Source organism: Microbacterium hominis NBRC 15708 (assembly GCF_001592125.1).
GTDB lineage: Bacteria > Actinomycetota > Actinomycetes > Actinomycetales > Microbacteriaceae > Microbacterium > Microbacterium hominis.
On the sequence record NZ_BCWI01000013.1, the window covers coordinates 62,275 to 87,020 of the forward strand.

A 24,746-nucleotide genomic window follows, 5' to 3' on the forward strand; every position below is an offset into this window, starting at 1 on the left:
GATGTCGGCTACTCTCTGCCCATGGCTCCGACTCTCCGCTTCGACGGCGCCGCCCGCTACGGGGCGGCCATCGTGCTGGTGATGTTCGGGGTCTACCTCGGGGTCGCGACCGACTTCTCCGCGATCGTGCAGTCCGAGAGCTTCGCGGGGACGATCGCCACCGACATCCCCTTCCTGAACGCCGCGCAGTTCCTCCTCGTGCTCGGCGCGATCCTCATCGCGATCGTCCTGCTGCCCACGTCGGGGTGGCGGCGCCTCGGGGCCTTCACGCTGGCCGCCGTCGTGCTGCTGCTGTGGGCCACCTTCGGGCTCCAGCGCGCCGGCGGGAACCTCGTCGAGCCGGCCGACGTCTGGCGCTTCGTCCTCAACCAGGCGATGGTGATGCTGATCGCCGGTGTCGGAGGGTGGCTGATCGCCCGGGGACGCCACCCCCTGTCGTGGATCGTGCTGGTCCTCGCGATCATCCCCGCGCTGGTGACGCCGGTCATGACCCAGCACAGCTTCCCGAGCGGAGCGATCGCCCTGATCACGCAGGCGATGACCGCCGTGATCGGGTTCGGCGCGGTCTGGCTCGCGGCGGTGATCGACCGTGCCCAGGGCGGACGCACGCAGACGGGGGCGGATGCCGCGGCATCCGCCCCCGCCTCCGACGCTCAGTCCTCGTCGGTCAGGTAGTCGGCGTAGGCCCCGAGGGTCAGGAACGTCGGAAAGTCCTCGCCCAGCGCGACATCGCGGAAGATGGCCGCCGCGTCGTCGAACCGGTCGCCACGGTCCTCGGCGGAGACGGGGCGCCGATCCACCTCGCCGAGCACCCGCTCGATGAGGCCCTCCACGTACTCGCGCGTGATGCGGGTGCCGTCGTCGGTGGTGCGGTCCTGGTGGATCCACTGCCACACCTGGCTGCGGCTGATCTCGGCGGTCGCGGCATCCTCCATGAGGTTGTCGATCGCGACGGCGCCGAGGCCCCGCAGCCACGCCTCGATGTAGCGGATCGCCACCGACACGTTGCCGTACACGCCCGCCGCCGTGACCGGCAGACCGATGTGCACGTCGATCAGCTGCGATGCCCGGACGTTCACCTCGGGCCGCTGGCGGTCGATCTGGTTCGGGCGCTCGCCGAGCACCGCATCGAACTCCGCCTGCGCCACCGGGATCAGGTCGGGGTGGGCCACCCACGTGCCGTCGAAGCCGTCGCCGGCCTCGCGCTTCTTGTCCGCGGCGACCTTCTCGAACGCCTGGGCGGTCACCTCGGGGTCGCGCCGGTTGGGGATGAAGGCGCTCATGCCGCCGATCGCGAAGGCCCCGCGCTTGTGGCACGTCTTCACGAGCAGTTCCGTGTAGGCCCGCATGAACGGCACCGTCATCGTCACCTGGCTGCGGTCGGGCAGCACGAAGCGCGCACCGCGGCCGCGGTAGTTCTTGATCATCGAGAAGATGTAGTCCCAGCGCCCGGCGTTCAGGCCCGCGACGTGATCGCGCAGCTCGAACAGGATCTCCTCCATCTCGAACGCGGCCGGCAGCGTCTCGATCAGCACCGTCGCGCGGATCGTGCCGTGCGGGATGCCGATGTACTCCTCGCTGAAGGTGAACACGTCGTCCCACAGCTTCGCCTCTTCGGCCGACTCGATCTTCGGCAGGTAGAAGTAGGGGCCCACGCCGTTGTCGATGAGGCGCTGCGCGTTGTGGAAGAAGTACAGGCCGTAGTCGACCAGCGAACCGGATGCCGCGAGGTCGCGGCCGGCGCGGTCGGTGTAGCGGATGTGCTTCTCCACCAGGTGCCAGCCGCGCGGGCGCATCACGATCGTGGGCGTGCGCTCGGCGGTGACGCGGTACTCCTTGCCCTCGGGGCTCGTGTACGACAGCTGCCCGCGGATCGCGTCGAACAGGGAGAGCTGACCCTCGATGACGTTGCGCCAGGTGGGGCTCGTGGCGTCCTCCTGGTCGGCCAGCCACACCTTCGCCCCCGAGTTGAGCGCGTTGATCGTCATCTTCGGGTCGGTGGGGCCGGTGATCTCGACACGGCGGTCCTCCAGCCCCGGACCCGCCCCGGCGACCGTCCAGTCGGCGTCCTCGCGGATGTGGGCCGTGTCGGAGCGGAACTGCGGGTCGTGCCCGTTGCCGATCTCGAAGCGGCGCCGCATCCGGTCGGCGAGCCGGTCGTGGCGGCGGCCGGCGAAGCGGACGTGCAGCTCCGCGAGGAACGCGATCGCCGCAGGCGTGAGGATCTCGTCGTAGCGGTCGCGGATCGGTCCCGTGATGGTGATGGTCGATGCGGGCGCGGTGCCCGTGGCGGTGGGAGTCATGGCCCTGCTCTTTCTGTGTCGTGTGGGGTTGGGTGCTCAGTGGAACTGTTCGGCCTCAGTGGATCCCACCAGAGCCAGGGTCGCGCTGTCGGGGTTGAGCGCCGTGGAAACGACGTCGAAGTAGCCGGTGCCCGCCTCGCGCTGGTGCTTGGTGGCGGTGTAGCCGCGGGCCTCCGCGGCGAACTCGGCTTCCTGCAGCTCGACGTACGCGCTCATGGCGCGCTCGGCGTAGCCGGAGGCGAGATCGAACATCGAGTAGTTGAGGGCGTGGAAGCCCGCGAGGGTGATGAACTGGAACTTGTAACCCAGGTCGGCCAGCTCCTGCTGGAAGGTCGCGATCTGCTCGTCGCTGAGGTGACGCTTCCAGTTGAAGCTCGGCGAGCAGTTGTAGGCGAGCATCTTGCCGGGGAACCGCTCGTGGATCGCGCTCGCGAACGCGCGGGCCAGCTCGATGTCGGGCTCGCCCGTCTCCACCCACAGCAGGTCGGCGTAGGGGGCGAAGGCCAGGCCGCGGCTGATGACCGCCTCCAGGCCCGGGCGCACCCGGTAGAAGCCCTCGCTCGTGCGCTCGCCGGTCGTGAACTCCTGGTCGCGGGGGTCGACGTCGCTCGTGAGCAGATCGGCCGCCAGCGCGTCGGTGCGGGCGATGATGACGGTCGGCACGCCGGCGACGTCGGCGGCGAGCCGAGCCGCGTTCAGGGTGCGGATGTGCTGCTGCGTGGGCACCAGCACCTTGCCGCCGAGGTGGCCGCACTTCTTCTCGCTGGCGAGCTGGTCCTCCCAGTGGATGCCGGCGGCACCCGACTGGATGAGCGACTGGGCGAGCTCGTACGCGTTGAGCGGGCCGCCGAAGCCGGCTTCGGCATCCGCGACGATGGGCGCCAGCCAGTCCTGCGTGAGGGTGCCCTCGGTGTGCTCGATCTGGTCCTGGCGGATCAGCGCGTTGTTGATGCGGCGGACGACGGCGGGCACGGAGTTGGCCGGGTAGAGGCTCTGGTCGGGGTAGGTCTGCCCGGCGAGGTTGCCGTCGGCGGCGACCTGCCAGCCGGAGAGGTAGATGGCCTTCAGGCCCGCGCGCACCTGCTGCACCGCCTGACCGCCGGTGTACGCGCCGAGCGCCCGGATGTAGTCCTCGGTGTGCAGGAGGTTCCAGAGGTTCTCCGCGCCGCGGCGGGCGAGGGTGTTCTCCTCGCGGACGCTGCCGCGCAGGCGGACGACGTCCTCCGCGGTGTAGGTGCGCTCGACGCCGTCCCAGCGCGGGTCGGTGTCCCAGATCTCCTGCAGCTCGGCGGCGGTCTGCGTCTGGTCGCCCGCGCGGAGGGGCGGCTGACCGGGGGTGGCCTGGATCGTCATGGTGCTCTCCTTCATCGGATGCCGGGGCGGGGCCGGCGGTGGCTCGTGTCTCCACTGTGGGTGAAGTTTGAGGCCAGGAGTAACCAAATCCATTGTGAAGATTGATCGAAGTTCACGTTCTGTGACACAATCCCGGACATGACGAACGTCGATGTTCCCTTCGCCGACCTCTCGGGCGCCGCCGACGATGAGGCCGACGCCCTCACGATCGGCCGGCGCATCCGGCAGCTGCGCACCGCCCGCGGCCTGACCCTCGACGAGCTCGCGGCGGCCGTCGAGCGCGCGCCGAGCCAGCTGTCGATGATCGAGACGGGCAAGCGCGAGCCCAAGCTCACCCTCCTGCGCACCATCGCGAAGGCCCTCGGGGCGACGGTCGACCAGCTCCTCGAGGCGGAGCCGCTGGATGAGCGCGCCACCCTCGAGATCGCCCTCGAGCGCGCCATGAAGGGCCAGACGTTCCGGGCGCTCGGCATCGAGCCGTTCCGCATCGGCAAGTCGGTCCCCGACGACGCCCTGCGGGCGCTGCTCGCGCTGCAGGGGGAGATCGAGCGGCTCGGCGACGAGCGTTCCGCCACCCCCGAGGAGGCGCGGCGGGCGAACGTGGAGCTGCGCCACCTCATGCGACGGCAGGACAACTACTTCGCCGAGCTGGAGGAGCACGCCCGCGGCATCCTGCGCGCCGTCGACCACCCCGGAGGTCCGCTCACGCAGCGCACCGCGTCGGACATCGCCGCCCATCTGGGCTTCTCCCTGCACTACGTCGCCGACCTGCCGGCGTCGACGCGGTCGGTCGCCGACATCAAGCACGGGCGGCTGTACCTCTCGAGCACGGTGCCCGCGAAGGGCGACTCGCGCACAGCCGTGCTGCAGGCGCTCGCGAGTCGCATCCTCGGCCACGCCGAGCCGCGCTCGTACGCCGAGTTCCTGCGCCAGCGCGTGGAGACGAACTACCTCACGGGGGCGCTGCTGATCCCCGAGGATCACGCGGTCCCGGTGCTCCACGACGCGAAGTCGCGCCGCGCGCTGTCGATCGAGGACCTCCGCGATGCGTACTCGGTGTCGTACGAGACCGCGGCGCACCGCTTCACCAACCTGGCCACGCGTCACCTCGGCATCCCGGTGCACTTCCTGAAGGTGCACGAGTCGGGGACCATCACGAAGGCGTACGAGAACGACGACGTGAACTTCCCCTCCGACCGCCTGGGGGCGATCGAGGGGCAGCTGTGCTGCCGCCGCTGGACGAGCCGGGTCGTCTTCGACATCCCCGACAAGTTCAACCCGTACTACCAGTACACCGACACCGGCAACGGCACGTTCTGGTGCACCGCGCGCGTGGAGGCCTCGAGCGAGGGCGCGCACTCGGTGTCGGTGGGGGTGCGCTTCGACGACACCAAGTGGTTCGTCGGGCGCGAGACCACCAACCGCGGCGTCTCGCGCCATGCCGTCGAGGTGTGCTGCCGCCGTGCTCCCGCCGAGCTCGAGTCGCAGTGGCGCGACCAGGCCTGGCCCAACGTCCGCACGCCCCGGACGCTGCTGGCGACCCTGCCGACCGGCTCGTTCCCGGGCGTCGACACGACCGACCTCTACGAGTTCCTCGAGGCGCACGCTCCGCGCGACTGAGCGGCTCGCCGCTCCGTCGGCGAGAAACCGTTCGCGCACCGAGAAACGCCGCGCGCAGCGGTGTCTCGGTGCGTCGATGGTGTTTCGCGGGACACTGTCTTGACGAAGGTTATGCGCATAAGTAAAGTGGCCAGCGACACCGCAGCGGGTGTCCCGTTCGAGGAGGAACCATGAAACATGTCCGGCTGGGAGCCGTCGCTCTCGTCGCCATCGGCGCGCTCGCGCTCGCGGGATGCGGTCGCGCAGACGACGCCGCGAGCGCACCCGACAGCGCCACGACCATCGGAAGCGAGCCGGCCACCGGCACGATCACGATGTGGGCGATGGGTGCGGAGGGCGAGGCGCTGCCCGACTTCGTGAAGACGTTCGAAGAGGCCAACCCCGGCGTCACCGTCGAGGTCACGGCGATCCCGTGGGATGCCGCGTACAGCAAGATCCAGACCGCCATCGCCGGCGGCACGACGCCCGACATCGCCATGATGGGCTCGACCTGGATGGCCGACTTCGCCGACGCGTTCCAGACCGTGCCGACCGACCTCGACACCTCCGGGACCTTCCCCGGCGCCGTCGCGTCGACCCAGGTGGGCGACCGCATGACCGGGGCGCCCTGGTACGTCGACACCCGCGTGCTCTACTACCGCACCGACCTCGCCGAGAAGGCGGGCTGGACCACGGCCCCCACCACGTGGGACGAGCTGAGCCAGATGGCCGCCGACATGCAGTCCAAGGCCGGTGCCGAGTACGGCATCCGCCTGCCGGGCGGCAACGACTCGTTCCAGGGCACGCTGTGGATGCCGTGGTCCAACGGCGCCTCGCTCGTCGACGGCGACACCTGGACCGTCGACACGCCGCAGATGGTGGAGGCGTACGAGTACTACCAGAGCTTCTTCCAGAAGGGCATCGCCAACCCGGCGGCCGACCGCTCGTCGGGCGCGCAGGAGGCGGACTTCGTCGCCGGCACGACCCCGATGCTCATCGACGGGCCGTTCATGATCGGCTCGCTCGAGAAGGTCGGCGGGGAGGGTTTCTCCAGCAAGTTCACCACCGCGGTGCTGCCCACGAAGGAGTCGTCCACCTCGTTCAGCGGCGGCGCGAACCTCACGGTCTTCAAGAACTCGAAGAACGCGCACTCCGCCTGGAAGCTCGCGCAGTGGCTGACCGACCCGACGACGCAGGCGCAGTGGTACGAGAAGACCGGTGACCTGCCCGCCGTCCAGGCCGCGTGGAAGGAGCAGGCCCTCGCCTCGCAGCCGACGCTCGCCGCGTTCGGCACGCAGCTCGAGACCGCGAAGTCGGTGCCGGCGACCACGACGTGGGTGCAGGTCGCCGCCGCGGGCGACGCCGTGCTCGAGAAGGTGCGCCTGGGTACCCAGAGCCCTGCAGACGCCATGAAGGAGCTGCAGAGCAAGGCCGACGCCCTCGGAATGGGCTGATCGAGATGACGCAGGCATCACTGGCCGCGACCGGAACGGCCGCCGCCGTCTCCGGTCGCGGCCGTGGTCGCCGACCCGGGTCGTCCCGGCGTCGGCGTCAGGGATGGATCGCGTGGGGGTTCGCGCTCCCGTTCGTGATCGTGTTCGCGGTCTTCATGATCGTGCCGATCGTCGGCTCGTTCGCGATGTCGTTCACCGACTTCCGCGCGCAGGACATCCGCTCCCCGTTCGCGGTCGACTTCGTGGGCCTCGATCAGTACGTCAAAGTGCTGACCGACCCCACGTTCCTGAAGTCGATGGGCGTGACGGCGACGTTCGTCGTCGTCGGCATCCCCGTGACGATGGCCGTCGCGCTCGCATTGGCCCTCGCCCTGAACTCCGGCGGCGGGCGCATCGTCTCGTTCCTGCGCGTCGGCTTCTACGCACCGGTCGTGACGAGCATCGTCGCCGTCGCGGTGGTGTGGCGCTACATCCTGCAGCCGGACGGGCTGCTCAACAGCGCCCTCGCCGTCGTCGGCATCCAGGGGCCGGACTGGCTCAACGACACCACCTGGGCGCTGCCGTCGCTCATCGCGATGGCGGTGTGGCGCAACGTGGGCACGCTGATGGTGATCTTCCTGGCGGGCCTGCAGGCCATCCCGACCGACGTCAAGGAGGCCGCCATGATGGACGGCGCCTCGGCGTGGCGGCGCCTCACCGCGGTCACGCTGCCGATGCTGCGCCCGACGCTGCTGCTGGGCGCCGTGCTCATCTCGGTCGGCTTCCTGCAGTTCTTCGAGGAGGCCTTCGTGATGACCCAGGGCGGCCCGCTCGACTCGACCCTGTCGGTCGCCTATTACACGTTCAAGCAGTTCGGCTTCGGGCAGTACGGTGTCGCCTCGGCGGCCAGCTACATCCTGTTCCTCGCGATCGCGCTGCTGAGCCTGCTGCAGTTCCGGCTGCTGCGGACGAAGGACTGAGAGGACCCCGCCATGACCGCTCCTGTCACCGCCCGCCCGACGCGGCGCGCGCGCCGCGCCGTCACCGGCCGGGCCGTCACCTACACCGTGCTCGTCGTCGGCCTCATCGTGTGGATGCTGCCGTTCGCCTGGATGCTGCTGGGCTCCGTCAAGACCCAGGCCGAGATCCTGCAGCGCCCGCCCACGTGGTGGCCGCGCGAGTTCACGTGGGACAACTTCGCCCAGTGGTTCGGCCCGCTCGACATCGGCCGCTTCTTCACCAACAGCATCGTCGTGGCACTGCTGACCGTGCTCGGCAACCTCGTGTTCTGCTCGATGGTCGGCTACGCGCTGGCGAAGATGGACTTCCCCGGCAAGAAGATCCTGTTCGCCGTGGTGCTCGTGACGCTCATGGTGCCGGGCGTCGTCACCTTCGTGCCGCTGTTCGTGATGGTCTCCTCGCTCGGGCTGACCAGCAGCTACGCGGCGCTGATCCTGCCGTTCATCACGACGCCGCTCGGCGTGTTCCTCATGCGCCAGTTCATGCTCGGCATCCCCGACGAGCTCATCGAGGCCGCGCGCATCGACGGGGCGGGGGAGCTGCGCATCTTCGCCCGTGTCGTCATGCCGCTGTGCGGGCCGCCGCTGGCGACCCTCGGCATCCTCACCTTCCTCGCGTCGTGGAACAACTTCCTGTGGCCGCTCGTCGCGGCCCAGACCGAGAACATGTACACCCTCCCGGTGGCGCTCTCGCTGTACTCGACCGGACAGAACGCGACCGACTACGGCCTGCTGCTGGCGGGGTCCGTGCTCGTGATCGCGCCGATCCTGCTGCTGTTCGTCTTCCTGCAGCGCTACTTCATCCAGGGCGTCGCCACGACCGGGCTCAAGTGAGCCCCCGCGACCCGCCTCGAGAAAGAGAATCATGACCCCCACGTATCTCACCGCGCCCGACGGCACCCGCTTCCGCGACCTCAACGGCAACGGGGTGATGGATCCGTACGAGGATCCGCGCCTGAGCGCCGACGAGCGCGCCGCCGACCTCGTGGCCCGGATGAGCCTGGAGGAGAAGTGCGGGCTGATGTTCCAGACCGTCATCGAGGTGGGGGAGGAGGGCGAGCTGCTGGAGGCGCCCGGGCGCATCTCGAAGTCGCCGACGACCACGGTCGTCCGGGGCAAGCACCTGTCGCACTTCAACGTGCACGCCATCCGCTCCGCCCGGCAGGCCGCCGTCTGGAACAACAACCTGCAGGCCCTGGCCGCGCAGACTCCGCACGGGGTGCCCGTCACCGTCAGCACCGATCCGCGGCACGCGTTCGTCGAGAACACCGGCGTGGGCTTCGCCGCCGGGCCGTTCTCGCAGTGGCCGGAGGGCCTCGGACTGGCGGCGATCGACGACGTCGAGACGGTGCGCCGGTTCGCGGACGTCGCGCGGCAGGAGTACCGCGCCGTCGGCATCCGCGCCGCCCTGCACCCCCAGATCGACCTCGCGACCGAGCCCCGCTGGGGGCGGCAGGCCCAGACCCTCGGGCAGGATGCCGGGCGGGTCGCCGAGTTCACCGCCGCCTATCTGCAGGGCTTCCAGGGCGACGCGCTCGGACCCGACAGTGTCGCGTGCACGACAAAGCACTTCCCGGGCGGCGGTCCGCAGAAGGACGGCGAAGACGCGCACTTCCCCTACGGGCGCGAGCAGGTCTACCCGGGCGGCATGTTCGAGTACCACCTGGAGCCGTTCCGCGAGGCGATCCGCCGCGGCACCGCCGCGATGATGCCGTACTACGGCATGCCGATCGGGCTGGAGCGCAACGGGGTGCCCATCGAAGAGGTCGGCTTCGGCTACAACCGGCAGATCGTCACGGACCTCCTCCGCGGCGAGCTCGGCTTCGACGGGGTCGTCGTCACCGACTGGGAGCTGGTCAACGACAACCATGTCGGCGACCAGGTGCTGCCGGCGCGCGCCTGGGGCGTCGAGGAGCTGTCGCCGAGCGAACGCATGCTCAAGATCCTGGATGCCGGGGCCGACCAGTTCGGCGGCGAGGAGTGCGTCGACCTGCTGATCGCGCTCGTGCGCGCGGGGCGCGTCGACGAGGCCCGCATCGACGCGTCCGCGCTTCGCCTCCTGCGCGTGAAGTTCCAGCTGGGCCTGTTCGACGACCCGTTCGTCGACCCCGACGAGGCGGAGCGCATCGTCGGGAACGCGCAGTTCCGGGCGGAGGGGGAGCGCGCGCAGGCGCGTTCGCTGACGGTGGTGCAGAACCGTCCGACGCCGGGCGCGGATCACCCGGTGCTGCCGCTGAGCGGAGCCGGGCGCCGGGTGTACGTCGAGGGGTTCCGCCCCGAGGACGTCGCCGAGCTGGGCGAGATCGTCGCCGACCCCGCCGACGCGGATCTCGCGCTCGTGCGCCTCGGTGCGCCGTTCGAGCCGCGCGACGACCTCTTCCTCGAGGCGTGGTTCCACCAGGGCTCGCTGGAGTTCCCGCCCGGCCGCGTCTACCGGATGAGGAGCATCGCCGCGCACTGCCCGCTCGTGCTCGTGGTCAATCTCGACCGTCCCGGCATCCTGACCCCGTTCGCGGCGTTCGCGTCGGCGATCGTCGTCGACTTCGGCAGCTCGTCGCGCGCGGTCGTCGACGTGCTCACGGGCCGCATCGCCCCCGAGGGGCGCCTGCCGATCGAGCTGCCGCGCTCGATGGATGCCGTGCGCTCCTCCCGCGAAGATGTACCGTCGGATACGGGCGACCCCCTCTTCCCGGTCCACTTCGGCCTGGAGCTGCCGATGCGGGTCGGAGGCCGCGCCGACGCGTGAGGCGGCCGTGGACACGAGGAGGGGCTGCGCATGAGTGACGCCGGCTCGCGTCGCCCGACGGTCTACGACGTCGCGCAGGAGGCGGGCGTGTCGATCGCGTCGGTGTCGTTCGCCTTCCGCCGGCCCGAGCGCATCAGCGAGGCGACGCGCGAGCGCGTGCTGGCCGCGGCGCGCCGCCTCGGCTACGCCCCGAGCGCCGCCGCCCGTGGGCTCGCGAACGGTCGCACCGGCATCCTGGGCCTGCACGCGTTCGACCTCATGCTCGAGCGGGCCGACCCGAGCGACATCGCGCCGCCGCGGCCCGACACGCGCCGTCCGCCGCTGGATGCCGGGGCCATCATCCCGTGGTCGCAGACAGACGACGAGACGCTGTCCGATCCCCGCGCGTTCCCGCTGTACGTCGACGAGGTCCAGCGCGGCTTCGCGCTGGAGTGCTGGATGCTGGGGCGGCCGGTGGTGCTCTCCAGCGGCTCCGACAGCGACGTCTCGGTGGCCGACACGGCGGGCCGGGTCGACGGTCTGGCGATCTTCCCGTCGCCCGTGCTGCCGACGGCGCTGCTGCGGATGCCCGCGACCATACCCACGGTGCTGTTCAGCGTCGCCCCGGGCGATGACCCGCACCATCGCGTGCGCGTGGACAACGCGGGCGGCATGAGCGCGCTCGTGGATCATCTCGTGCGCGATCACGGCTACGACGACGTCGCGTTCGTCGGCCGGCAGGAGGGCTTCGACAACGCCGAGCGGTTCGCCGCCTACCGTGCGTCGCTGACCCGCTGGGGTCTGCGCCCGCGCGACGAGCCGATCGACGGGACGGTGCGCGGTCCGCACCGCATGGTCGAGCAGCTGAGCGCGCTGCACGCGAGCGGTGCCCTGCCGCGCGTGCTCGTCTGCGCCACCGATCAGCACGCCCTGATGGCGCTGGACGCCCTCGCCGCGCTCGGCGTGCGGGTGCCCGACGAGGTCGCGGTCACCGGGTTCGACGGCATCCTGGCCGGTCGTCTCAGCACGCCGACGCTCACGTCGGTGCGTCAGCCGATGGAGGCGATGGGCCGCGCCGCCGCGCGCATCCTGGCGGGCACCGCCGGCCCGCTCCCGGAGGGGCAGACGCGCTTCGATGCGGTGTTCGCCCCGCGCGTGGTGATCCGCCACAGCTGCGGCTGCTGAGCTCCGGCCCGCCTTCCTGTCAGGTTCCTATGGATGCCGCCGGGGCGGCGGATTCTTGGCCTTGTCTCAGAGCCGCTCGGCGACGCTCGACGCATGACCACCCAGGCCGCCACCCGAGCCACCCGAGCCACCTTCGTCGCCGCCGCACCCGCCGTGCGCGCCCGGTCGTGGCGACCGGTGCGGCGCCTCGTCGCGATCGCCGTCGTCTGGGCGACCAGCCTGTTCGTCGTGGCGCTGTGGGTCGCCGGCGGCGCCGTGCAGGATCTGCTCGCGTGGGATGCCGACACCCTCAACACGCTGGGCCGCATCACGGGCCTGGTGTCGGCGAACCTGCTGCTGTACCAGGTGCTGCTGATGGCGCGCGTGCCGCTGTTCGAGCGGGCGTTCGGCCGCGACGCGATCACGCGGATGCACCGCTGGGTCGGCTTCTGGTCGTTCTGGCTGCTGCTGGCCCACATCGCCCTGCTGGTCGCCGGCTACGCGGCGCAGGCGGACGTGAACGTGTTCGTGCAGCTGTGGGACTTCGTCTGGAACTATCCCGGGATGCTGCTCGCCACCGCCGGGACGGGCCTGCTGGTGCTGGTCGTGGTGACGAGCATCCGCCGTGCGCGCCGCGCGATGCGCTACGAGTCGTGGCACCTGCTGCACCTGTACGGCTACCTCGGCGTGGGCCTCGCGATCCCGCACATGCTGTGGACCGGCGCGGACTTCGCGGCGCATCCGCTCGCCGAGGTCTACTGGTGGGGGCTGTGGGCCGTCACGGCGGCGGCGGTGCTGGTGTACCGGGTCGGCCTTCCGCTGTGGCGATCGGCACGCCACGGCATCCGCGTCACGGCCGTGGAGGCCGACGGCCCGGTCGGCGTCGTGGTGCGCATGCGCGGCCGCAGGCTCGGGCGGCTCGGCGCCCGCGCGGGGCAGTTCTTCGTGTGGCGCTTCCTGGACGGCCCCGGCTGGACGAGGGGGCACCCGCTGTCGCTCGCCGCCGACCCGCGCCGCGGGGAGCTGGTCGTCGCGGCCCGCATGGTCGGAGACGGCACCCGGCGCCTGGCGACGCTGCGCCCCGGCACGCGCGTGCTCATCGAGGGGCCGTACGGAGAGTTCACGGGGGAGGCGCGCACCCGGCGGGGCCTGCTCCTGCTCGGCGCGGGCGCGGGCGTCGCACCCCTCGTGGCGTTGCTCGAGGCCGAGCCGTACGCTCCCGGGGAGGCGACGCTCGTGACGCGCGACCACGCGCCGGCCGAGGCGATGCGGACGGCGGCCATCGACCGCCTCGTGCGCGACCGCGGCGTCCGCCACGTCGCGCTCCACGGCCCACGGCGGGTCGAGGGCTCCACGTGGATGCCGGCGCACTTCGCCGACGGACGGGGCGCCGAGCTGCTGCGGCGGCTGGTGCCGGCCCTCGACGAGCACGACGTGTTCCTCTGCGGACCCGAGCCCTGGATGGCCGCCGTCCGGCGCGACCTGCGCGCCGCGGGCGTGAGCGCCGACCGGATCCACAGCGAAGCCTTCGGCGTCTGACGCCGGGAGAGGAGACGACGATGAAGAAGATCGTCTACGCGATACTCGCGACCCTGAGCGGGCTCGTCCTGCTCTTCAGCTACCGCACGTCGTTGCCCGAGGATCAGGCGTCCGCGTCTGCGTCCGCGGCGACGGACACGGCCACCGCCGCCGCCCGCACCGCGACGGCGCCGACCGCGACGACGCCGACGACGACGCCGCGCGCCACCGCGTCGGCCGCCGCGGCCACACCGTCCGCGACGGCCTCGTCGGGCACCGGCCTCGCCGACGGCACCTACACGGGCGCCGCCGCCGACACCCGCTACGGCGCCGTGCAGGTGCAGATCACGGTGGCGGGCGGTGTCATCACGGACGTGCAGACCCCCCAGTACCCGAGCAGCAACGGCCGCGACCGGCAGATCAACCAGAACGCGCTGCCCCGCCTGATCTCGGAGACGATGGCCGCCCAGAGCGCCGCCATCGACATGGTCTCGGGGGCGACCTACACCAGCGACGGCTACATCGCGTCGCTGCAGTCGGCGATCGATCAGGCGGCGGCGTGAACGCGCCGCGGCGGCAGGCCTGGACGGCCGCGGTCATGGGCACCACCGTCAGCATCCACGTGATCGCCGCGGGCGCCGTGCCGCCGCGTGCCGCGGACGCCGCGGCATCCACGATCGCGGCGCTGCGCGAGCTCGACGCCCTCTTCTCGCCGTTCCGATCCGCCTCGCAGGTCTCACGGCTGCGTCGCGGGGAGCTGGCGCTCGCCGACGCCGATCCGCGGCTGCGGGAGGTGGCGCAGGCCTGCGCCCGGCTCGAGACCGCCACCGGCGGCCGCTTCAGCGCCTCCTGGCGCGGCGGATTCGATCCCACCGGCTACGTGAAGGGCTGGGCGGCCGACCGCTCCGCCGACGCGCACCTGGTCCCCCTCCTCGAGGGCGGCGACGTCGTGGCCGTCGGGATCAACGTCGGCGGCGATCTGCGGGTGTGGACGGCCGCCGACGCGGACTGGTCGTGGCGCGTCGGCATCGCCGACCCGCGCCTCCCGGGCGCGCTGCTGGCGACAGTCGAGCTGCGCGCCGGCGCCGTGGCGACGTCGGGGACGGCGGAGCGGGGAGCGCACCTGCGCGACCCGCGGTCGGGCAAGCCGGTGCCCGGTCTCGTCAGCGCCACCGTCGGCGCCGACGACCTCACCACCGCCGACGCGTGGGCGACGGCGGTCGCCGTCTCGGCAGACGACGACCTCGGCTGGCTGTGGGGTGCGCCGCTGCGCTCCGGACTGGTCGCCGCCGCGACGGACGGCCCCGGCGGCGAGCCCGCGTCGCTCCGCGTGCGCCGGTGGCTCGGCGGCGTGGGCGTGGAGACGGTCGTCCACGCGGCGGCCTGATCGCGCCGCGGCAGGCGGCCGGGCGCGGGCCGAGCCGTCGTCAGGCGGCGGGCAGCCGCAGCACCATCGTCGTCCCGCGCGAGGAGGTCGACTCGATGCCCACCGTGCCGCCCACCGTCGTGGCCGCCTCGCGCACCAGTGCGAGCCCCAGACCGAAGCCCCGCCGCCTCCCCGACTCCGGACCGCGGGCGAACCGCTCGAAGATCCGGTCGCGATCGGCGTCGGAGATGCCGGCGCCGGCATCGTGCACCCGCACCTCGACGGTGTCGCCCGACGTCGCCGCGGAGATCTCGACGGTCGCCCCCGTCGGCGAATGCTGCACGGCGTTGTCCAGCAGCGCCACGCACAGCCGGGTGAGGGTGACGCGCGGCATCCGGACCAGAGCGGCGCTCGCGCCGGTGACGACGACCGCGACCCCGGCCTCCTCGGCGAGCGGCGCGATGGTCGCCGTGGCGGCGGCGATCGCGTCCGCCACCGGCGTGGGGGTGCGCTCCGAGGCGCTGCCCTCCGCGGTCAGCAGCATGTCGGTGAGCACCTCGTCCATCACGGCCGCGTCGGAGCGCAGCGCGGCGAGGGTGGCCGTCAGGTCCTCGCCCCGGCGGTGGCGCCGTTCGAGGATCTGCACCCGGCTCGTGAGGGCCGTCAGCGGCGTGCGCATCTCGTGGCTCGCGTCGGCCACGAACCCCCGTTGGAGGCGCAGCGCCGTGGCGAGAGGAGTGACCGCCCGCCGCGCGGCGAACCAGGCGACGAGGGCGAGCAGCACCACGCCCGCCACCCCGAGCGCGATCACCCAGGGCAGCACGTGGTCGACGTCGACCACGATCCGGTCGCCGTCCGGGCCGGGTCGGCCCGCGTCCCCGCCGCCCCGGTGCGCCTCGGGGCGCGCCGACAGCAGCAGGATCGAGACGAGCACGGCGACGCCGGCGGTCACCACGACGGCGGAGGCGACGCCCACCAGGACGCCCACGTTCAGCGCCGCGCGGTGCAGGCGGCGGCGGTCGGCGTCGTCGCTCATGCGCTGCTCCCGGCGCGGTAGCCGCGGCCCCGCACGGTCTCGATGATCTCGGGCGACGCCTTCCGGCGGATGTAGTGGACGTAGGTGTCGACCGAGCTGAGCGCATCGTCCGAGGAGAAGACGGCACCGAGGATCTCGTCGCGCGAGAACACGTGCTCGGGGCTCTCCGCGAGCAGAGCGAGCAGCCGCGCCTCCGTCGCCGTCAGGGCGATGCGCTCCCCGCCCGCACCGTACAAGGCTGCCGACTCGGCGATGAAGGTCCAGTCGCCGAGGTGGCGCCGCCGCCCCTCCGCCCGGTGGCCGCGCACCAGGGCGCGCAGCCGCGCGAGCAGCTCGTCGAAGTCGAAGGGCTTCACGAGGTAGTCGTTGGCCCCGGCATCCAGGCCGTCGACCCGATCCGACACGGCGCCCAGCGCGGTCAGCAGCAGGACCGGTGTCGTCAGGCGGGCGGTGCGCACGGCCTGCACCAGCTCGACGCCGTCGAGCCCGGGCAGGCGGCGGTCGACCACGAGCACGTCGAAGCGTTCGGCCAGCGCGCGGTCGCGGGCCGCGCGGCCGTCCGTGAGGTGCGTGACCTCATAGACCTCCGAGAGCACCTCGACGGTCATCCCGGCGATCGTCGGGTCGTCCTCGACGTAGAGCAGCCGTGGTCGGGCACCGTCGCGCGACATGCGTCCTCCGTTCCTGTCCGCCATCATCCACCCACACGCACGCCAAGAGTCCGCCAAGAATCCCGCGCGCGTCTCAGTCCGACGCGACCAGCGCGGCCCACAGCTCCGCCCGTGCCGGGAACCGGGACAGGTCCACGCCGAGCAGCTGCTGCGCGTGCGCGACGCGGGCGCGCACGGTGTGCCGATGGATGCCGAGGCTGCGCGCCGCCTCGTCGATGCGGGCATCGTGCGCCAGCCACGTGCGCACCGTCTCGATCAGCGCCGTCCCGTGGGCCGCGTCGTGCGTGCGCAGGGGGCGCAGGCGCGCGTCCGCCAGGGCCCGCGCGGCGGGGGAGTCGAGGCTCGACAGCACGCCGGCGGCATCCGCGAAGCGCCCCACCCGCCCGGGCGCGGCGGTGCGCAGCGCGGTGAGGGCTTGCGCGTGCGCCCGCGCGAACGCCGCGTACTCGGCGGGCTCCGAGACCCCCACGGCGGCGTCGAGCAGCCCCGAGAGCGCCTCGGCGGCCCGCTCGTCGCCGGCGGGTTCGACGAGGACGATGCCGTCGGAGCTGCGGGCGTAGAAGAGGCCGCCGCGCTCGGCCGCGCGCAGCTCGAGCCAGTCGACGGCGGCGTCCGCACGCCCGGGGGAGACGTTGGCCACCGCGACCACGACGGGCGCCGCCGGCAGCGGGCCCCACAGCTCCCGCGACACCCGTCGGGCCAGCTGGGGGTCGTCGGACAGCAGTGTCTGCAGCAGGCCCGTGCGCAGGGCCGAGCGGGCCCGGCCGAGGCCGACGTTCTGTTCGAGGGCGAGCCCGGCCATCGCGATCACCGAGGTCACGACGCTGCGCCCCTCCAGATCGAGGTCGGCGCCCACGATCGCGATGAGGCCGCGCAGGTGGCCGCCGCGGCCGAGCGTCTGCATCGTGACGTGACGGTCGCCGATGTCGAGGGTCGAGGCGGCGCGCGCGCCGCGGCGGAGGACGGCCCCGGCCTCGGTCGCGAGCGCCGCGAGCGTGGCCTCATCGAGGGCGTCGGAGGGGGCGCTCTGGGTGAGCGTGCCCGCCGCATCGAACAGCCCGACCCACGCGCCGAGCTGCGCTGCGAGCTCCGCCACCGTCGCGGCGAGCCCGTCGGGGCGCAGGGCGGCGAGCGAGATGGCGCGCTGCGCCGAGAGCGCCCACGTGCGCCGGGCGTACGCCTGGGCGGCGATCGCCTCCGCGTTCGCGCGGGCGAGGGCGATGAACGGGGTGCGGTAGGGCACCTCGAACAGCGGCATCCGCTCGGCGCGGCACGCCTCGACGAGGGCGGGCGGGATGCCGTCGCGGACGACCTCGGTGCCGAACCCGAGGCCGCGCACGCCGCGGGTGCGCAGCCGTGCGACGTAGGCCGTGTACCCGTCGAGGTCGCCGTCGGGCGCGGGGCCCGCCCCCACGAACTGGGTGCCGGTGGTCAGCAGCAGGAGGTCGTCGGCCAGGAAGGGCGTCGGATCGGCGAGGTCCGAGCTGTGCACCCACCGCAGCGGGGCCTCCAGCGCTCCCGCGTCGAGGTCGTCCGGATCCGACGCGAGGCGCAGATCGAGGTCGCGGCGCGCGAGGAGCGCGCGCAGGGTGGGCTGCGGATCGGTCACGGCGGGGCCTCCTCGGCGCGCTGCGGGGCCGCGCGCGGCGGTGCGGTCTGCGGGTCGACGGGCGCACCCCGCTGTACGCGATGTATGCCCTTCGACTCAGAATGTACACGGCGGAAGGTGTGACGCGGGGCTCGCGGCTCATACGCTCCCGGCATGAGCATCATCGACAGCGCCGTCGTCGGCGGACCGACCCTGGCGCAGGAGCGCCGCCTCGTCACCAGCATCCCCGGCCCCCGCTCGCAGGAGCTGCTGGCCCGCAAGAGCGCCGCCGTCGCCGCGGGTGTCGCGCACACGGTGCCGATCGAGGCCGTCGCCGCGGGCGGCGGGGTCGTCGTGGATGCCGACGGGAACTCGCTCATCGATCTCGGCAGCGGCATCGCGGTGACCAGCGTCGGAAACGCGAACCCGCGCGTCGTGGCGGCCGTGCAGGCCGCGGTCGCCCAGATGACCCACACGTGCTTCATGATCTCGCCCTACGAGTCCTACGTCGCCGTCGCCGAGCGGCTGAACCGGCTGACCCCGGGCGATCACGAGAAGAAGTCCGCGCTGTTCAACTCGGGCGCCGAGGCCGTCGAGAACGCGATCAAGATCGCCCGGAAGGCGACCGGACGTCAGGCCGTCGTCGCCTTCGACCACGCCTACCACGGCCGCACGAACCTGACGATGGCCCTCACCGCCAAGTCGATGCCGTACAAGAGCGGCTTCGGGCCGTTCGCCTCCGAGGTCTATCGGGTGCCCGCGTCCTACCCGTTCCGCGACGGCCTGAGCGGTGCGGACGCCGCGGCCAGGGCCATCTCGCTGATCGAGAAGCAGATCGGCGCCGACAACCTCGCCGCCGTCATCATCGAGCCCATCCAGGGCGAGGGCGGCTTCATCGTCCCCGCCGAGGGGTTCCTTCCGGCGGTCGTGGACTGGTGCCGCGCGAACGGCGTCGTCTTCATCGCCGACGAGGTCCAGACGGGCTTCGCCCGCACCGGCGAGATGTTCGCGAGCGACCTGTTCGGCATCGTCCCCGACCTCATCACGACCGCGAAGGGCATCGCCGGGGGCATGCCGCTGGCGGCGGTCACCGGTCGCGCCGAGATCATGGACGCGACCCACGGCGGCGGTCTGGGCGGCACGTACGGCGGCAACCCCGTGGCCTGTGCCGCCGCGCTCGCCGCGATGGACGCGTTCGAGAACGACGGGCTGCTCGAGCGGGCACGAGAGATCGGGGGGATCCTCCGTGCCCGCTTCGAGTCGCTGCAGGGCTCCGACGCCCGCATCGGCGACGTCCGCGGCGCCGGCGCCATGATCGCCGTCGAGTTCGTCGACCCCGCCACGAAGGCACCGGATGCCGCGCTGACCGCGGCGGTCGCCAAAGCGGCGATCGCGCAGGGCGTCATCGTCCTCACGTGCGGCACCTACGGCAACGTCATCCGCTTCCTGCCGCCGCTGACGATCTCGGACGACCTCCTCGCCGAGGGCGTCGACGTGGTCGCCGCCGCCGTCGCCGCCCACGCCGCCGTCGCCGCCCACTGAGCCCGCCCCGGCACCACGCCATCACCCCACCCCATGTCCCACTTGCGCCCGGCGATGTCCCACTTTCGGTCTTCCAGAGGCCACTGTGACAGCGCTTATTGGGACATCGTGCGGGAGCACCACGCAACCGGACCCACGACAGAGGAGATACCATGACCGAGATCACACGTGACGTCGTCGTCATCGGAGCGGGAGCGGCGGGCCTGACGGCCGCGAACCAGCTCAAGAAGGCCGGTCTGTCGGTGGCCGTGCTCGAGGCGCGCGATCGCGTCGGCGGCCGGCTGTGGACCGACACGATCGAAGGCGCGATGCTCGAGATCGGCGGCCAGTGGGTCTCGCCCGACCAGGACGCGCTGAAGGAGACCATCGCGGAGCTGGGCCTGGAGACCTTCGACCGCTACCGCGAGGGCGACAGCGTCTACATCGGACCCGACGGGGTGGCCCACCGCTACACCGGCGACATGTTCCCCGTGAGCGCCGAGACCGAGCGGATCATCGCCGAGGTGACCGCGCGCCTGGACGCGATGGTCGCCGAGATCGACCCCGACCGCCCGTGGGCCCACCCGAAGGCCGCCGAGTGGGACACCGTCTCCTGGGATGCCTGGCTGCGCGAGCAGACCGACGACGACGAGGCCATCCGCAACCTCGCCTTCCCGACGGGCTCGGCGATGCTCACCAAGCCGACGCACTCGTTCTCGCTGCTGCAGTCGCTGCTGATGGCGGCATCCGCCGGCAGTTACACCCACCTCGTCGACGCCGACTTCATCCTCGACAAGCGCGTCGTCGGCGGTCTGCAGCAGGTGCCGCTGCTGCTCGCCGAGCGCCTGGGCGACGACGTCTTCCTGGGCCAGCCGGTGCGCACCCTCGAGTACACCGAGGGTGAAGGCGTCGTCGCCGTCGCCGAGGGGGTGACGGTGCGGGCCCGTCACGCGATCCTCGCGCTGGCCCCCGTGCTCTACAACCGCATCTCGTTCGTCCCGCCGCTGCCGCGTCTGCAGCACCAGATGCACCAGCACATCTCGATGGGCTTCGTCATCAAGGTGCACGCCGTGTACGAGACGCCCTTCTGGCGCGAGAAGGGCCTGTCCGGCACCGCGTTCAGCCCCTACGAGCTCTCGCACGAGGCCTACGACAACACGAACCACGGCGACGAGCGCGGCACCCTGGTCGGCTTCGTGTCCGACCGCACCGCGGACGACCTGTTCCGCCTCAGCGCCGCGGAGCGCAAGGAGCGCATCCTCGAGTCGCTGAGCCACTACTACGGCCCCGAGGCGAAGGACCCCGTCGTCTACTACGAGAGCGACTGGGGCAGCGAGGAGTGGACGCGCGGCGCGTACGCGGCATCCTTCGACCTCGGCGGGCTCCACCGCTACGGCGCCGACCTGCGCACGCCCGTCGGGCCGATCCACTTCGCCTGCAGCGACATGGCCGGCGCGGGCTACCAGCACGTCGACGGCGCCATCCGGATGGGACGCGTCGCGGCGCAACAGATCCTCGACGAGATCCGCGCATGAGCGGTCACCTCGTCGTCGGCTACACCGCGACCAAGCCCGGTCGCGACGCCGTCGCGTTCGCCGCGCGGCTCGCGGCGGCCCTGGACGCCGTGCTCGACGTCGCGATCATCCTGCCCAGCGCGGACCGCAGCGTCATCACCCCGCCGGATGCCGGCTACGACCGTCACCTGCACGCGCAGGCCCAGACGTGGATCGCGCAGGCGATCGACCGCATCCCCGCGAACGTCGTGGCGCACGCCCACGTCCGGCCGGCGGAGTCGTTCGCCGAGGGGCTGGTGACCCTCGCCGACGAGCTGAGGGCCTCGTACATCGTGGTCGGCGCCGCCGACGGCGGCTCGCGCGGCCGCCACCGTCTGGGCTCGACGACGACCGAGCTGCTGCACTCCTCCGACGTGCCGGTCGTGCTCGTGCCGCGCGGTGCGCGCAAGATCGCGCCGGAGACCGGCATCGCACGTCTGACGGTGGCGATCGGCACCCGACCCGGCGCCGACGCGCTGATCACCGAGACGGCCGAGCTCGCCGGCGCCATCGGCGCGCCGGTCCGGCTGCTCTCGCTGCTGCCGGTCGACCTGCCGCCGTCGGCCGACACCGCGGCGATCCGCATCGCCGGCACGACCGAAGCCGACGAGGTGCTCGCCGCGGCGCGCGCCGAGCTTCCCGCCGGCCTGCGCACCGACGTGGCGGTCGCCGCGGGCGACAGCATCGAGGAGGCGGTGTCGTACCTCGACTGGCTTCCCGGCGAGGTCGTGCTGGTCGGCTCGAGCCGACTCGCCCAGCCGCGACGGCTGTTCCTCGGCTCCACTGCGGCCAAGATGCTCCACGAGATCACCGTCCCGGTGATCGTCGTCCCCCGCACCCGTTCCCACTCCGAGGAGGCTCGACGATGAGCGCACCCTCCGCATCCGACGCGCCGGCCGTGCCCGCCGAGACCGGCGGCCTGTCCAGCAAAGGGCTGAGCGCCGGCACGATCGGTCTCATCGGCGCCGTCGTCATCGGCATCTCGTGCATCGCCCCGGCCTACACCTTCACGGCGGCCGTGGGGCCCACGGCATCCGCCGTCGGCGCACAGATCCCGGCGATCATCCTCGTCGGCTTCATCCCCATGCTGCTGGTGGCCTTCGGCTACCGCGAGCTGAACAACCGCATGCCGGATGCCGGGACCAGCTTCACCTGGGCGGCGCGCGCGTTCGGCCCGTGGGTCGGGTGGATGGCCGGGTGGGGCCTGGTGGTGGCGACCATCCTCGTGCTGTCGAACCTCGCCGGCGTCGCGGTCGACTTCCTGTTCCTGCTGCTGTCGCAGGTCACGGGCAACGCGGAGATCGCCGACCTGGCCGCGAACACCTGGATCAACGTCGGCGTGTGCCTGCTGTTCATGCTGGCGGCGACCTTCATCTCCTACCGCGACATGCAGACCACCCAGAAGCTGCAGTACGTGCTGGTCACCTTCCAGGTGGCCGTGCTGCTGTTCTTCGCGATCGCGGCGATCGTGGAGGCCGTGGGCGGCAAGGGCTTCGACTTCCAGCCGTTCGACATCGGCTGGTTCAACCCGTTCGCCGTCGGCTCGTTCAGCGCGTTCGCGGCGGGCCTGTCGCTGTCGATCTTCATCTTCTGGGGGTGGGACGTCACCCTCACCATGAACGAGGAGACGAAGGATCCCGAGAAGACCCCGGGCCGCGCCGCGACGATCACGGTGCTCACGATCGTCTCGATCTACCTGCTGCTCGCGGTCGCCATGATCATGTACGCCGGTGTCGGCACGGGCGAGCTCGGCCTCGGCAACGAGGGCATCCAAGAGAACGTGTTCTTCCACCTGTCCGGGCCGATCCTCGGTCCCCTGGCGTTCCTGGTGTCGCTGGCCGTGCTCACCTCCTCGGCGTCGTCGTTGCAGTCGACGTTCGTGGGACCCGCGCGCACGCTCCTGTCGATGGGGCACTACGGCGCGCTTCCGCCCGCGTTCGCCCGGGTGAGCCCGCGGTTCTTCACGCCGGGCTTCGCCACGATCGTCTCGGCGATCGTCGCCTCGGCGTTCTACGCCGTCATGCGCGTCGTGAGCGAGAACACGCTGTGGGACACGATCCTGACCCTCGGCATGATGATCTGCTTCTACTACGGCATCACGGCATTCGCCTGCGTCTGGTACTTCCGTAAGCAGTGGTTCGACTCGGTGCGCAACGTCTTCTTCACCTTCCTGTTCCCGCTCGTCGGCGGGGCCATCCTCGCCGTCCTGTTCTTCACGACGCTGTTCGACTCGATGGACCCGGCCTACGGGTCGGGGGCCAACGTCGGCGGCGTCGGGATCGTCTTCATCCTCGGCATGCTCATCATCGTGGTGGGCATCGTCCTCATGATCTGGCAGTTCGTGAAGCGCCCCGCCTTCTTCCGGGGCGAGACGCTGTCCACGGACGCCCCCGCCAGCACCCGTCGCCTGAAGGAGGCCGCACGTTGATCAGCGAAAGCGCACTGCTCGAGAAGGTTCCCCGCGGACTGTTCATCGCCGGGGAGTGGGTGGACGGCTCCGCCGGCACCTTCCCGGTGGTCGATCCGGCGACCGGCGACACCCTCGTCGAGATCGCGGACGCGTCGCCCGAGGACGGCATCCGTGCCCTCGACGCCGCGGTCGCGGCGCAGGAGGAGTGGGCGGCCACCGCTCCGCGCGTGCGCAGCGACATCCTGCGCCGGGCGTTCGACCTGCTCACCGCCCGCGCCGACGAGTTCGCCCTGCTGATGACCCTGGAGATGGGAAAGCCCCTCGCCGAAGCGCGCGGGGAGGTCACCTACGGCGGCGAGTTCCTGCGCTGGTTCAGCGAGGAGGCGGTGCGCATCGCCGGCCGCTACGGCTCCAACCCGGAGGGCACCGGGCGGATGATCGTCAGCCAGCGCCCGGTGGGACCGTGCTTCTTCATCACGCCGTGGAACTTCCCGCTGGCGATGGCGACCCGCAAGATCGCTCCCGCGCTCGCCGCGGGGTGCACCGTGGTGGTCAAGCCCGCCGAGCTCACCCCGCTGACGACGCTCGCCTTCGTCGACCTGCTCGTCGAGGCGGGTCTGCCCGCGGGTGTCGTCAACGTGGTCACCACGACGCGCTCGGGTGCACTCTCGGCACCGATCATCGCCGCCCCCCGCCTGCGCAAGCTGTCGTTCACGGGATCGACGCCGGTGGGCAAGAAGCTCATCGCGCAGGCGGCCGAGGGCGTGCTCCGGGTGTCGATGGAGCTCGGCGGCAATGCGCCGTTCGTGGTCTTCGACGACGCCGACCTCGACAAGGCGGTCGACGGGGCGATGCTCGCGAAGTTCCGCAACATCGGGCAGGCCTGCACCGCCGCGAACCGCTTCATCGTGCACGAGTCCGTCGCGGCGGAGTTCGCCCGACGCGTCACCGCGCGCGTGGACGCCATGCGCGTCGGACGCGGCACGGAGGACGGGGTGCAGATCGGCCCGCTCATCGACCGCAAGGCGGTCGACGGCACCGAGGCGCTGGTGTCGGATGCCGTCTCCCGCGGAGCCCGGCTGCTCACCGGTGGCGAGGCCATCGACGGACCCGGGACCTTCTTCGCCCCCACGGTGCTCACCGACGTCGCCGCCGGCAGCGACATCCTGCGCGAGGAGATCTTCGGCCCGGTGCTGGCGATCGCGACGTTCGGGAGCGAGGACGAGGCGGTGCGCCTGGCCAACGACACGGAGTACGGCCTCGTCTCCTACGTCTTCACCGAGGACCTCGCCCGGGGCCTGCGGATGATCGACCGCCTCGAAACCGGCATGATGGGGCTGAACGCGGGCGTCGTGTCCAACGCGGCGGCACCGTTCGGCGGCGTCAAGCAGTCGGGCATGGGGCGCGAGGGCGGCCTGGAGGGCATCCACGAGTACCTGTCGACGAAGTACACGCTGATCCCCGCCACCTGATCCGAACGCGAACCG

The 24,746-nt window shown here is 71.9% G+C and carries 20 protein-coding genes; 15 read left to right on the top strand and 5 right to left on the bottom strand.

Annotated elements, in window-relative coordinates; all coding sequences use genetic code 11:
• The first annotated feature begins 21 nt into the window (after positions 1–21).
• Positions 22–675 carry a hypothetical protein gene (locus MHO01S_RS11140; RefSeq protein WP_060960390.1) on the top strand — a complete coding sequence of 218 codons (654 nt, stop codon included), beginning with the start codon at positions 22–24 and terminating at the stop codon, positions 673–675.
• On the opposite strand, the gene aceB is transcribed toward MHO01S_RS11140, so the two are convergent.
• A complete protein-coding gene (gene aceB, locus MHO01S_RS11145; protein ID WP_060960391.1) occupies positions 654–2,303 on the bottom strand; it encodes a malate synthase A in 1,650 nt (549 codons plus the stop codon). The genes MHO01S_RS11140 and aceB overlap by 22 nt on opposite strands.
• A gap of 36 nt (positions 2,304–2,339) precedes the next feature.
• Entirely contained in the window at positions 2,340–3,656 is a 1,317-nt protein-coding gene (aceA, locus tag MHO01S_RS11150; RefSeq protein WP_060960402.1) for an isocitrate lyase, read from the bottom strand.
• Positions 3,657–3,794: 138 nt separating this feature from the next.
• On the opposite strand from aceA, the gene MHO01S_RS11155 reads away from it, so the two are divergent.
• The 9 genes from MHO01S_RS11155 to MHO01S_RS11195 all read left to right on the top strand — a co-directional run bounded on the left by MHO01S_RS11155 (position 3,795) and on the right by MHO01S_RS11195 (position 14,501).
• Positions 3,795–5,276: a helix-turn-helix transcriptional regulator gene (locus tag MHO01S_RS11155; RefSeq protein WP_060960392.1), complete on the top strand. Its 1,482-nt coding sequence runs from the start codon at positions 3,795–3,797 to the stop codon at positions 5,274–5,276.
• Positions 5,277–5,446: 170 nt separating this feature from the next.
• Positions 5,447–6,709, top strand: coding sequence for an extracellular solute-binding protein (locus MHO01S_RS11160; protein ID WP_060960393.1), 1,263 nt, complete (start codon positions 5,447–5,449; stop codon positions 6,707–6,709).
• Between the two features lie 5 nt (positions 6,710–6,714).
• On the top strand, positions 6,715–7,668 hold the full coding sequence (locus tag MHO01S_RS11165) for a carbohydrate ABC transporter permease (protein ID WP_060960394.1): 954 nt from the start codon (positions 6,715–6,717) through the stop codon (positions 7,666–7,668).
• 12 nt (positions 7,669–7,680) lie between these two features.
• Positions 7,681–8,541 (top strand): carbohydrate ABC transporter permease, encoded by an 861-nt coding sequence (locus MHO01S_RS11170; RefSeq protein WP_060960395.1) that lies wholly within the window; start codon positions 7,681–7,683, stop codon positions 8,539–8,541.
• Between the two features lie 31 nt (positions 8,542–8,572).
• Entirely contained in the window at positions 8,573–10,453 is a 1,881-nt protein-coding gene (locus tag MHO01S_RS11175; protein WP_060960396.1) for a glycoside hydrolase family 3 protein, read from the top strand.
• A gap of 30 nt (positions 10,454–10,483) precedes the next feature.
• The gene (locus tag MHO01S_RS11180) at positions 10,484–11,617 is read left to right on the top strand and encodes a LacI family DNA-binding transcriptional regulator (RefSeq protein WP_061782315.1); all 1,134 of its coding nucleotides are present in this window, start codon (positions 10,484–10,486) and stop codon (positions 11,615–11,617) included.
• 93 nt (positions 11,618–11,710) lie between these two features.
• Positions 11,711–13,135, top strand: coding sequence for a ferredoxin reductase family protein (locus tag MHO01S_RS11185; RefSeq protein ID WP_061782316.1), 1,425 nt, complete (start codon positions 11,711–11,713; stop codon positions 13,133–13,135).
• A gap of 20 nt (positions 13,136–13,155) precedes the next feature.
• Positions 13,156–13,677, top strand: coding sequence for an FMN-binding protein (locus MHO01S_RS11190; RefSeq protein ID WP_061782317.1), 522 nt, complete (start codon positions 13,156–13,158; stop codon positions 13,675–13,677).
• Positions 13,674–14,501 carry an FAD:protein FMN transferase gene (locus tag MHO01S_RS11195; RefSeq protein ID WP_061782318.1) on the top strand — a complete coding sequence of 276 codons (828 nt, stop codon included), beginning with the start codon at positions 13,674–13,676 and terminating at the stop codon, positions 14,499–14,501. Before MHO01S_RS11190 ends, MHO01S_RS11195 begins: the two co-directional genes overlap by 4 nt.
• Before the next feature lie 40 nt (positions 14,502–14,541).
• Here the strand turns inward: MHO01S_RS11195 and MHO01S_RS11200 are convergent, their stop codons facing one another.
• The 3 genes from MHO01S_RS11200 to MHO01S_RS11210 all read right to left on the bottom strand — a co-directional run bounded on the left by MHO01S_RS11200 (position 14,542) and on the right by MHO01S_RS11210 (position 17,796).
• Positions 14,542–15,516 carry a sensor histidine kinase gene (locus tag MHO01S_RS11200; RefSeq protein WP_061782319.1) on the bottom strand — a complete coding sequence of 325 codons (975 nt, stop codon included), beginning with the start codon at positions 15,514–15,516 and terminating at the stop codon, positions 14,542–14,544.
• On the bottom strand, positions 15,513–16,187 hold the full coding sequence (locus MHO01S_RS11205; RefSeq protein ID WP_061782320.1) for a response regulator transcription factor: 675 nt from the start codon (positions 16,185–16,187) through the stop codon (positions 15,513–15,515). The genes MHO01S_RS11200 and MHO01S_RS11205 overlap by 4 nt, the downstream gene beginning before the upstream one ends.
• 73 nt (positions 16,188–16,260) lie before the next feature.
• Positions 16,261–17,796, bottom strand: a complete 1,536-nt coding sequence (locus MHO01S_RS11210; protein WP_061782321.1) for a helix-turn-helix domain-containing protein — start codon at positions 17,794–17,796, stop codon at positions 16,261–16,263.
• A 153-nt stretch (positions 17,797–17,949) separates the two neighbouring features.
• Here MHO01S_RS11210 and gabT point away from each other — a divergent pair, with 153 nt between their 5' ends.
• From gabT to MHO01S_RS11235, 5 genes are all read left to right on the top strand, one after another.
• Positions 17,950–19,317: a 4-aminobutyrate--2-oxoglutarate transaminase gene (gene gabT, locus MHO01S_RS11215; protein ID WP_061782322.1), complete on the top strand. Its 1,368-nt coding sequence runs from the start codon at positions 17,950–17,952 to the stop codon at positions 19,315–19,317.
• A 152-nt stretch (positions 19,318–19,469) separates the two neighbouring features.
• A complete protein-coding gene (locus MHO01S_RS11220) occupies positions 19,470–20,831 on the top strand; it encodes a flavin monoamine oxidase family protein (RefSeq protein ID WP_060959222.1) in 1,362 nt (453 codons plus the stop codon).
• Entirely contained in the window at positions 20,828–21,718 is an 891-nt protein-coding gene (locus tag MHO01S_RS11225) for a universal stress protein (RefSeq protein WP_060959221.1), read from the top strand. The genes MHO01S_RS11220 and MHO01S_RS11225 overlap by 4 nt, the downstream gene beginning before the upstream one ends.
• Positions 21,715–23,277 (top strand): APC family permease, encoded by a 1,563-nt coding sequence (locus tag MHO01S_RS11230; RefSeq protein ID WP_060959220.1) that lies wholly within the window; start codon positions 21,715–21,717, stop codon positions 23,275–23,277. Before MHO01S_RS11225 ends, MHO01S_RS11230 begins: the two co-directional genes overlap by 4 nt.
• Positions 23,274–24,731: an NAD-dependent succinate-semialdehyde dehydrogenase gene (locus MHO01S_RS11235; RefSeq protein ID WP_060959219.1), complete on the top strand. Its 1,458-nt coding sequence runs from the start codon at positions 23,274–23,276 to the stop codon at positions 24,729–24,731. Before MHO01S_RS11230 ends, MHO01S_RS11235 begins: the two co-directional genes overlap by 4 nt.
• The last annotated feature ends 15 nt before the right edge of the window (positions 24,732–24,746 follow it).

Coding starts and splice junctions, on each gene's coding strand:
- MHO01S_RS11140 (WP_060960390.1), top strand. CDS start 22: ATGGCTCCGACTCTCCGCTTCGACGGCGCCGCCCGCTACGGGGCGGCC.
- aceB (WP_060960391.1), bottom strand. CDS start 2,303: ATGACTCCCACCGCCACGGGCACCGCGCCCGCATCGACCATCACCATC.
- aceA (WP_060960402.1), bottom strand. CDS start 3,656: ATGACGATCCAGGCCACCCCCGGTCAGCCGCCCCTCCGCGCGGGCGAC.
- MHO01S_RS11155 (WP_060960392.1), top strand. CDS start 3,795: ATGACGAACGTCGATGTTCCCTTCGCCGACCTCTCGGGCGCCGCCGAC.
- MHO01S_RS11160 (WP_060960393.1), top strand. CDS start 5,447: ATGAAACATGTCCGGCTGGGAGCCGTCGCTCTCGTCGCCATCGGCGCG.
- MHO01S_RS11165 (WP_060960394.1), top strand. CDS start 6,715: ATGACGCAGGCATCACTGGCCGCGACCGGAACGGCCGCCGCCGTCTCC.
- MHO01S_RS11170 (WP_060960395.1), top strand. CDS start 7,681: ATGACCGCTCCTGTCACCGCCCGCCCGACGCGGCGCGCGCGCCGCGCC.
- MHO01S_RS11175 (WP_060960396.1), top strand. CDS start 8,573: ATGACCCCCACGTATCTCACCGCGCCCGACGGCACCCGCTTCCGCGAC.
- MHO01S_RS11180 (WP_061782315.1), top strand. CDS start 10,484: ATGAGTGACGCCGGCTCGCGTCGCCCGACGGTCTACGACGTCGCGCAG.
- MHO01S_RS11185 (WP_061782316.1), top strand. CDS start 11,711: ATGACCACCCAGGCCGCCACCCGAGCCACCCGAGCCACCTTCGTCGCC.
- MHO01S_RS11190 (WP_061782317.1), top strand. CDS start 13,156: ATGAAGAAGATCGTCTACGCGATACTCGCGACCCTGAGCGGGCTCGTC.
- MHO01S_RS11200 (WP_061782319.1), bottom strand. CDS start 15,516: ATGAGCGACGACGCCGACCGCCGCCGCCTGCACCGCGCGGCGCTGAAC.
- MHO01S_RS11205 (WP_061782320.1), bottom strand. CDS start 16,187: ATGTCGCGCGACGGTGCCCGACCACGGCTGCTCTACGTCGAGGACGAC.
- gabT (WP_061782322.1), top strand. CDS start 17,950: ATGAGCATCATCGACAGCGCCGTCGTCGGCGGACCGACCCTGGCGCAG.
- MHO01S_RS11220 (WP_060959222.1), top strand. CDS start 19,470: ATGACCGAGATCACACGTGACGTCGTCGTCATCGGAGCGGGAGCGGCG.
- MHO01S_RS11225 (WP_060959221.1), top strand. CDS start 20,828: ATGAGCGGTCACCTCGTCGTCGGCTACACCGCGACCAAGCCCGGTCGC.
- MHO01S_RS11230 (WP_060959220.1), top strand. CDS start 21,715: ATGAGCGCACCCTCCGCATCCGACGCGCCGGCCGTGCCCGCCGAGACC.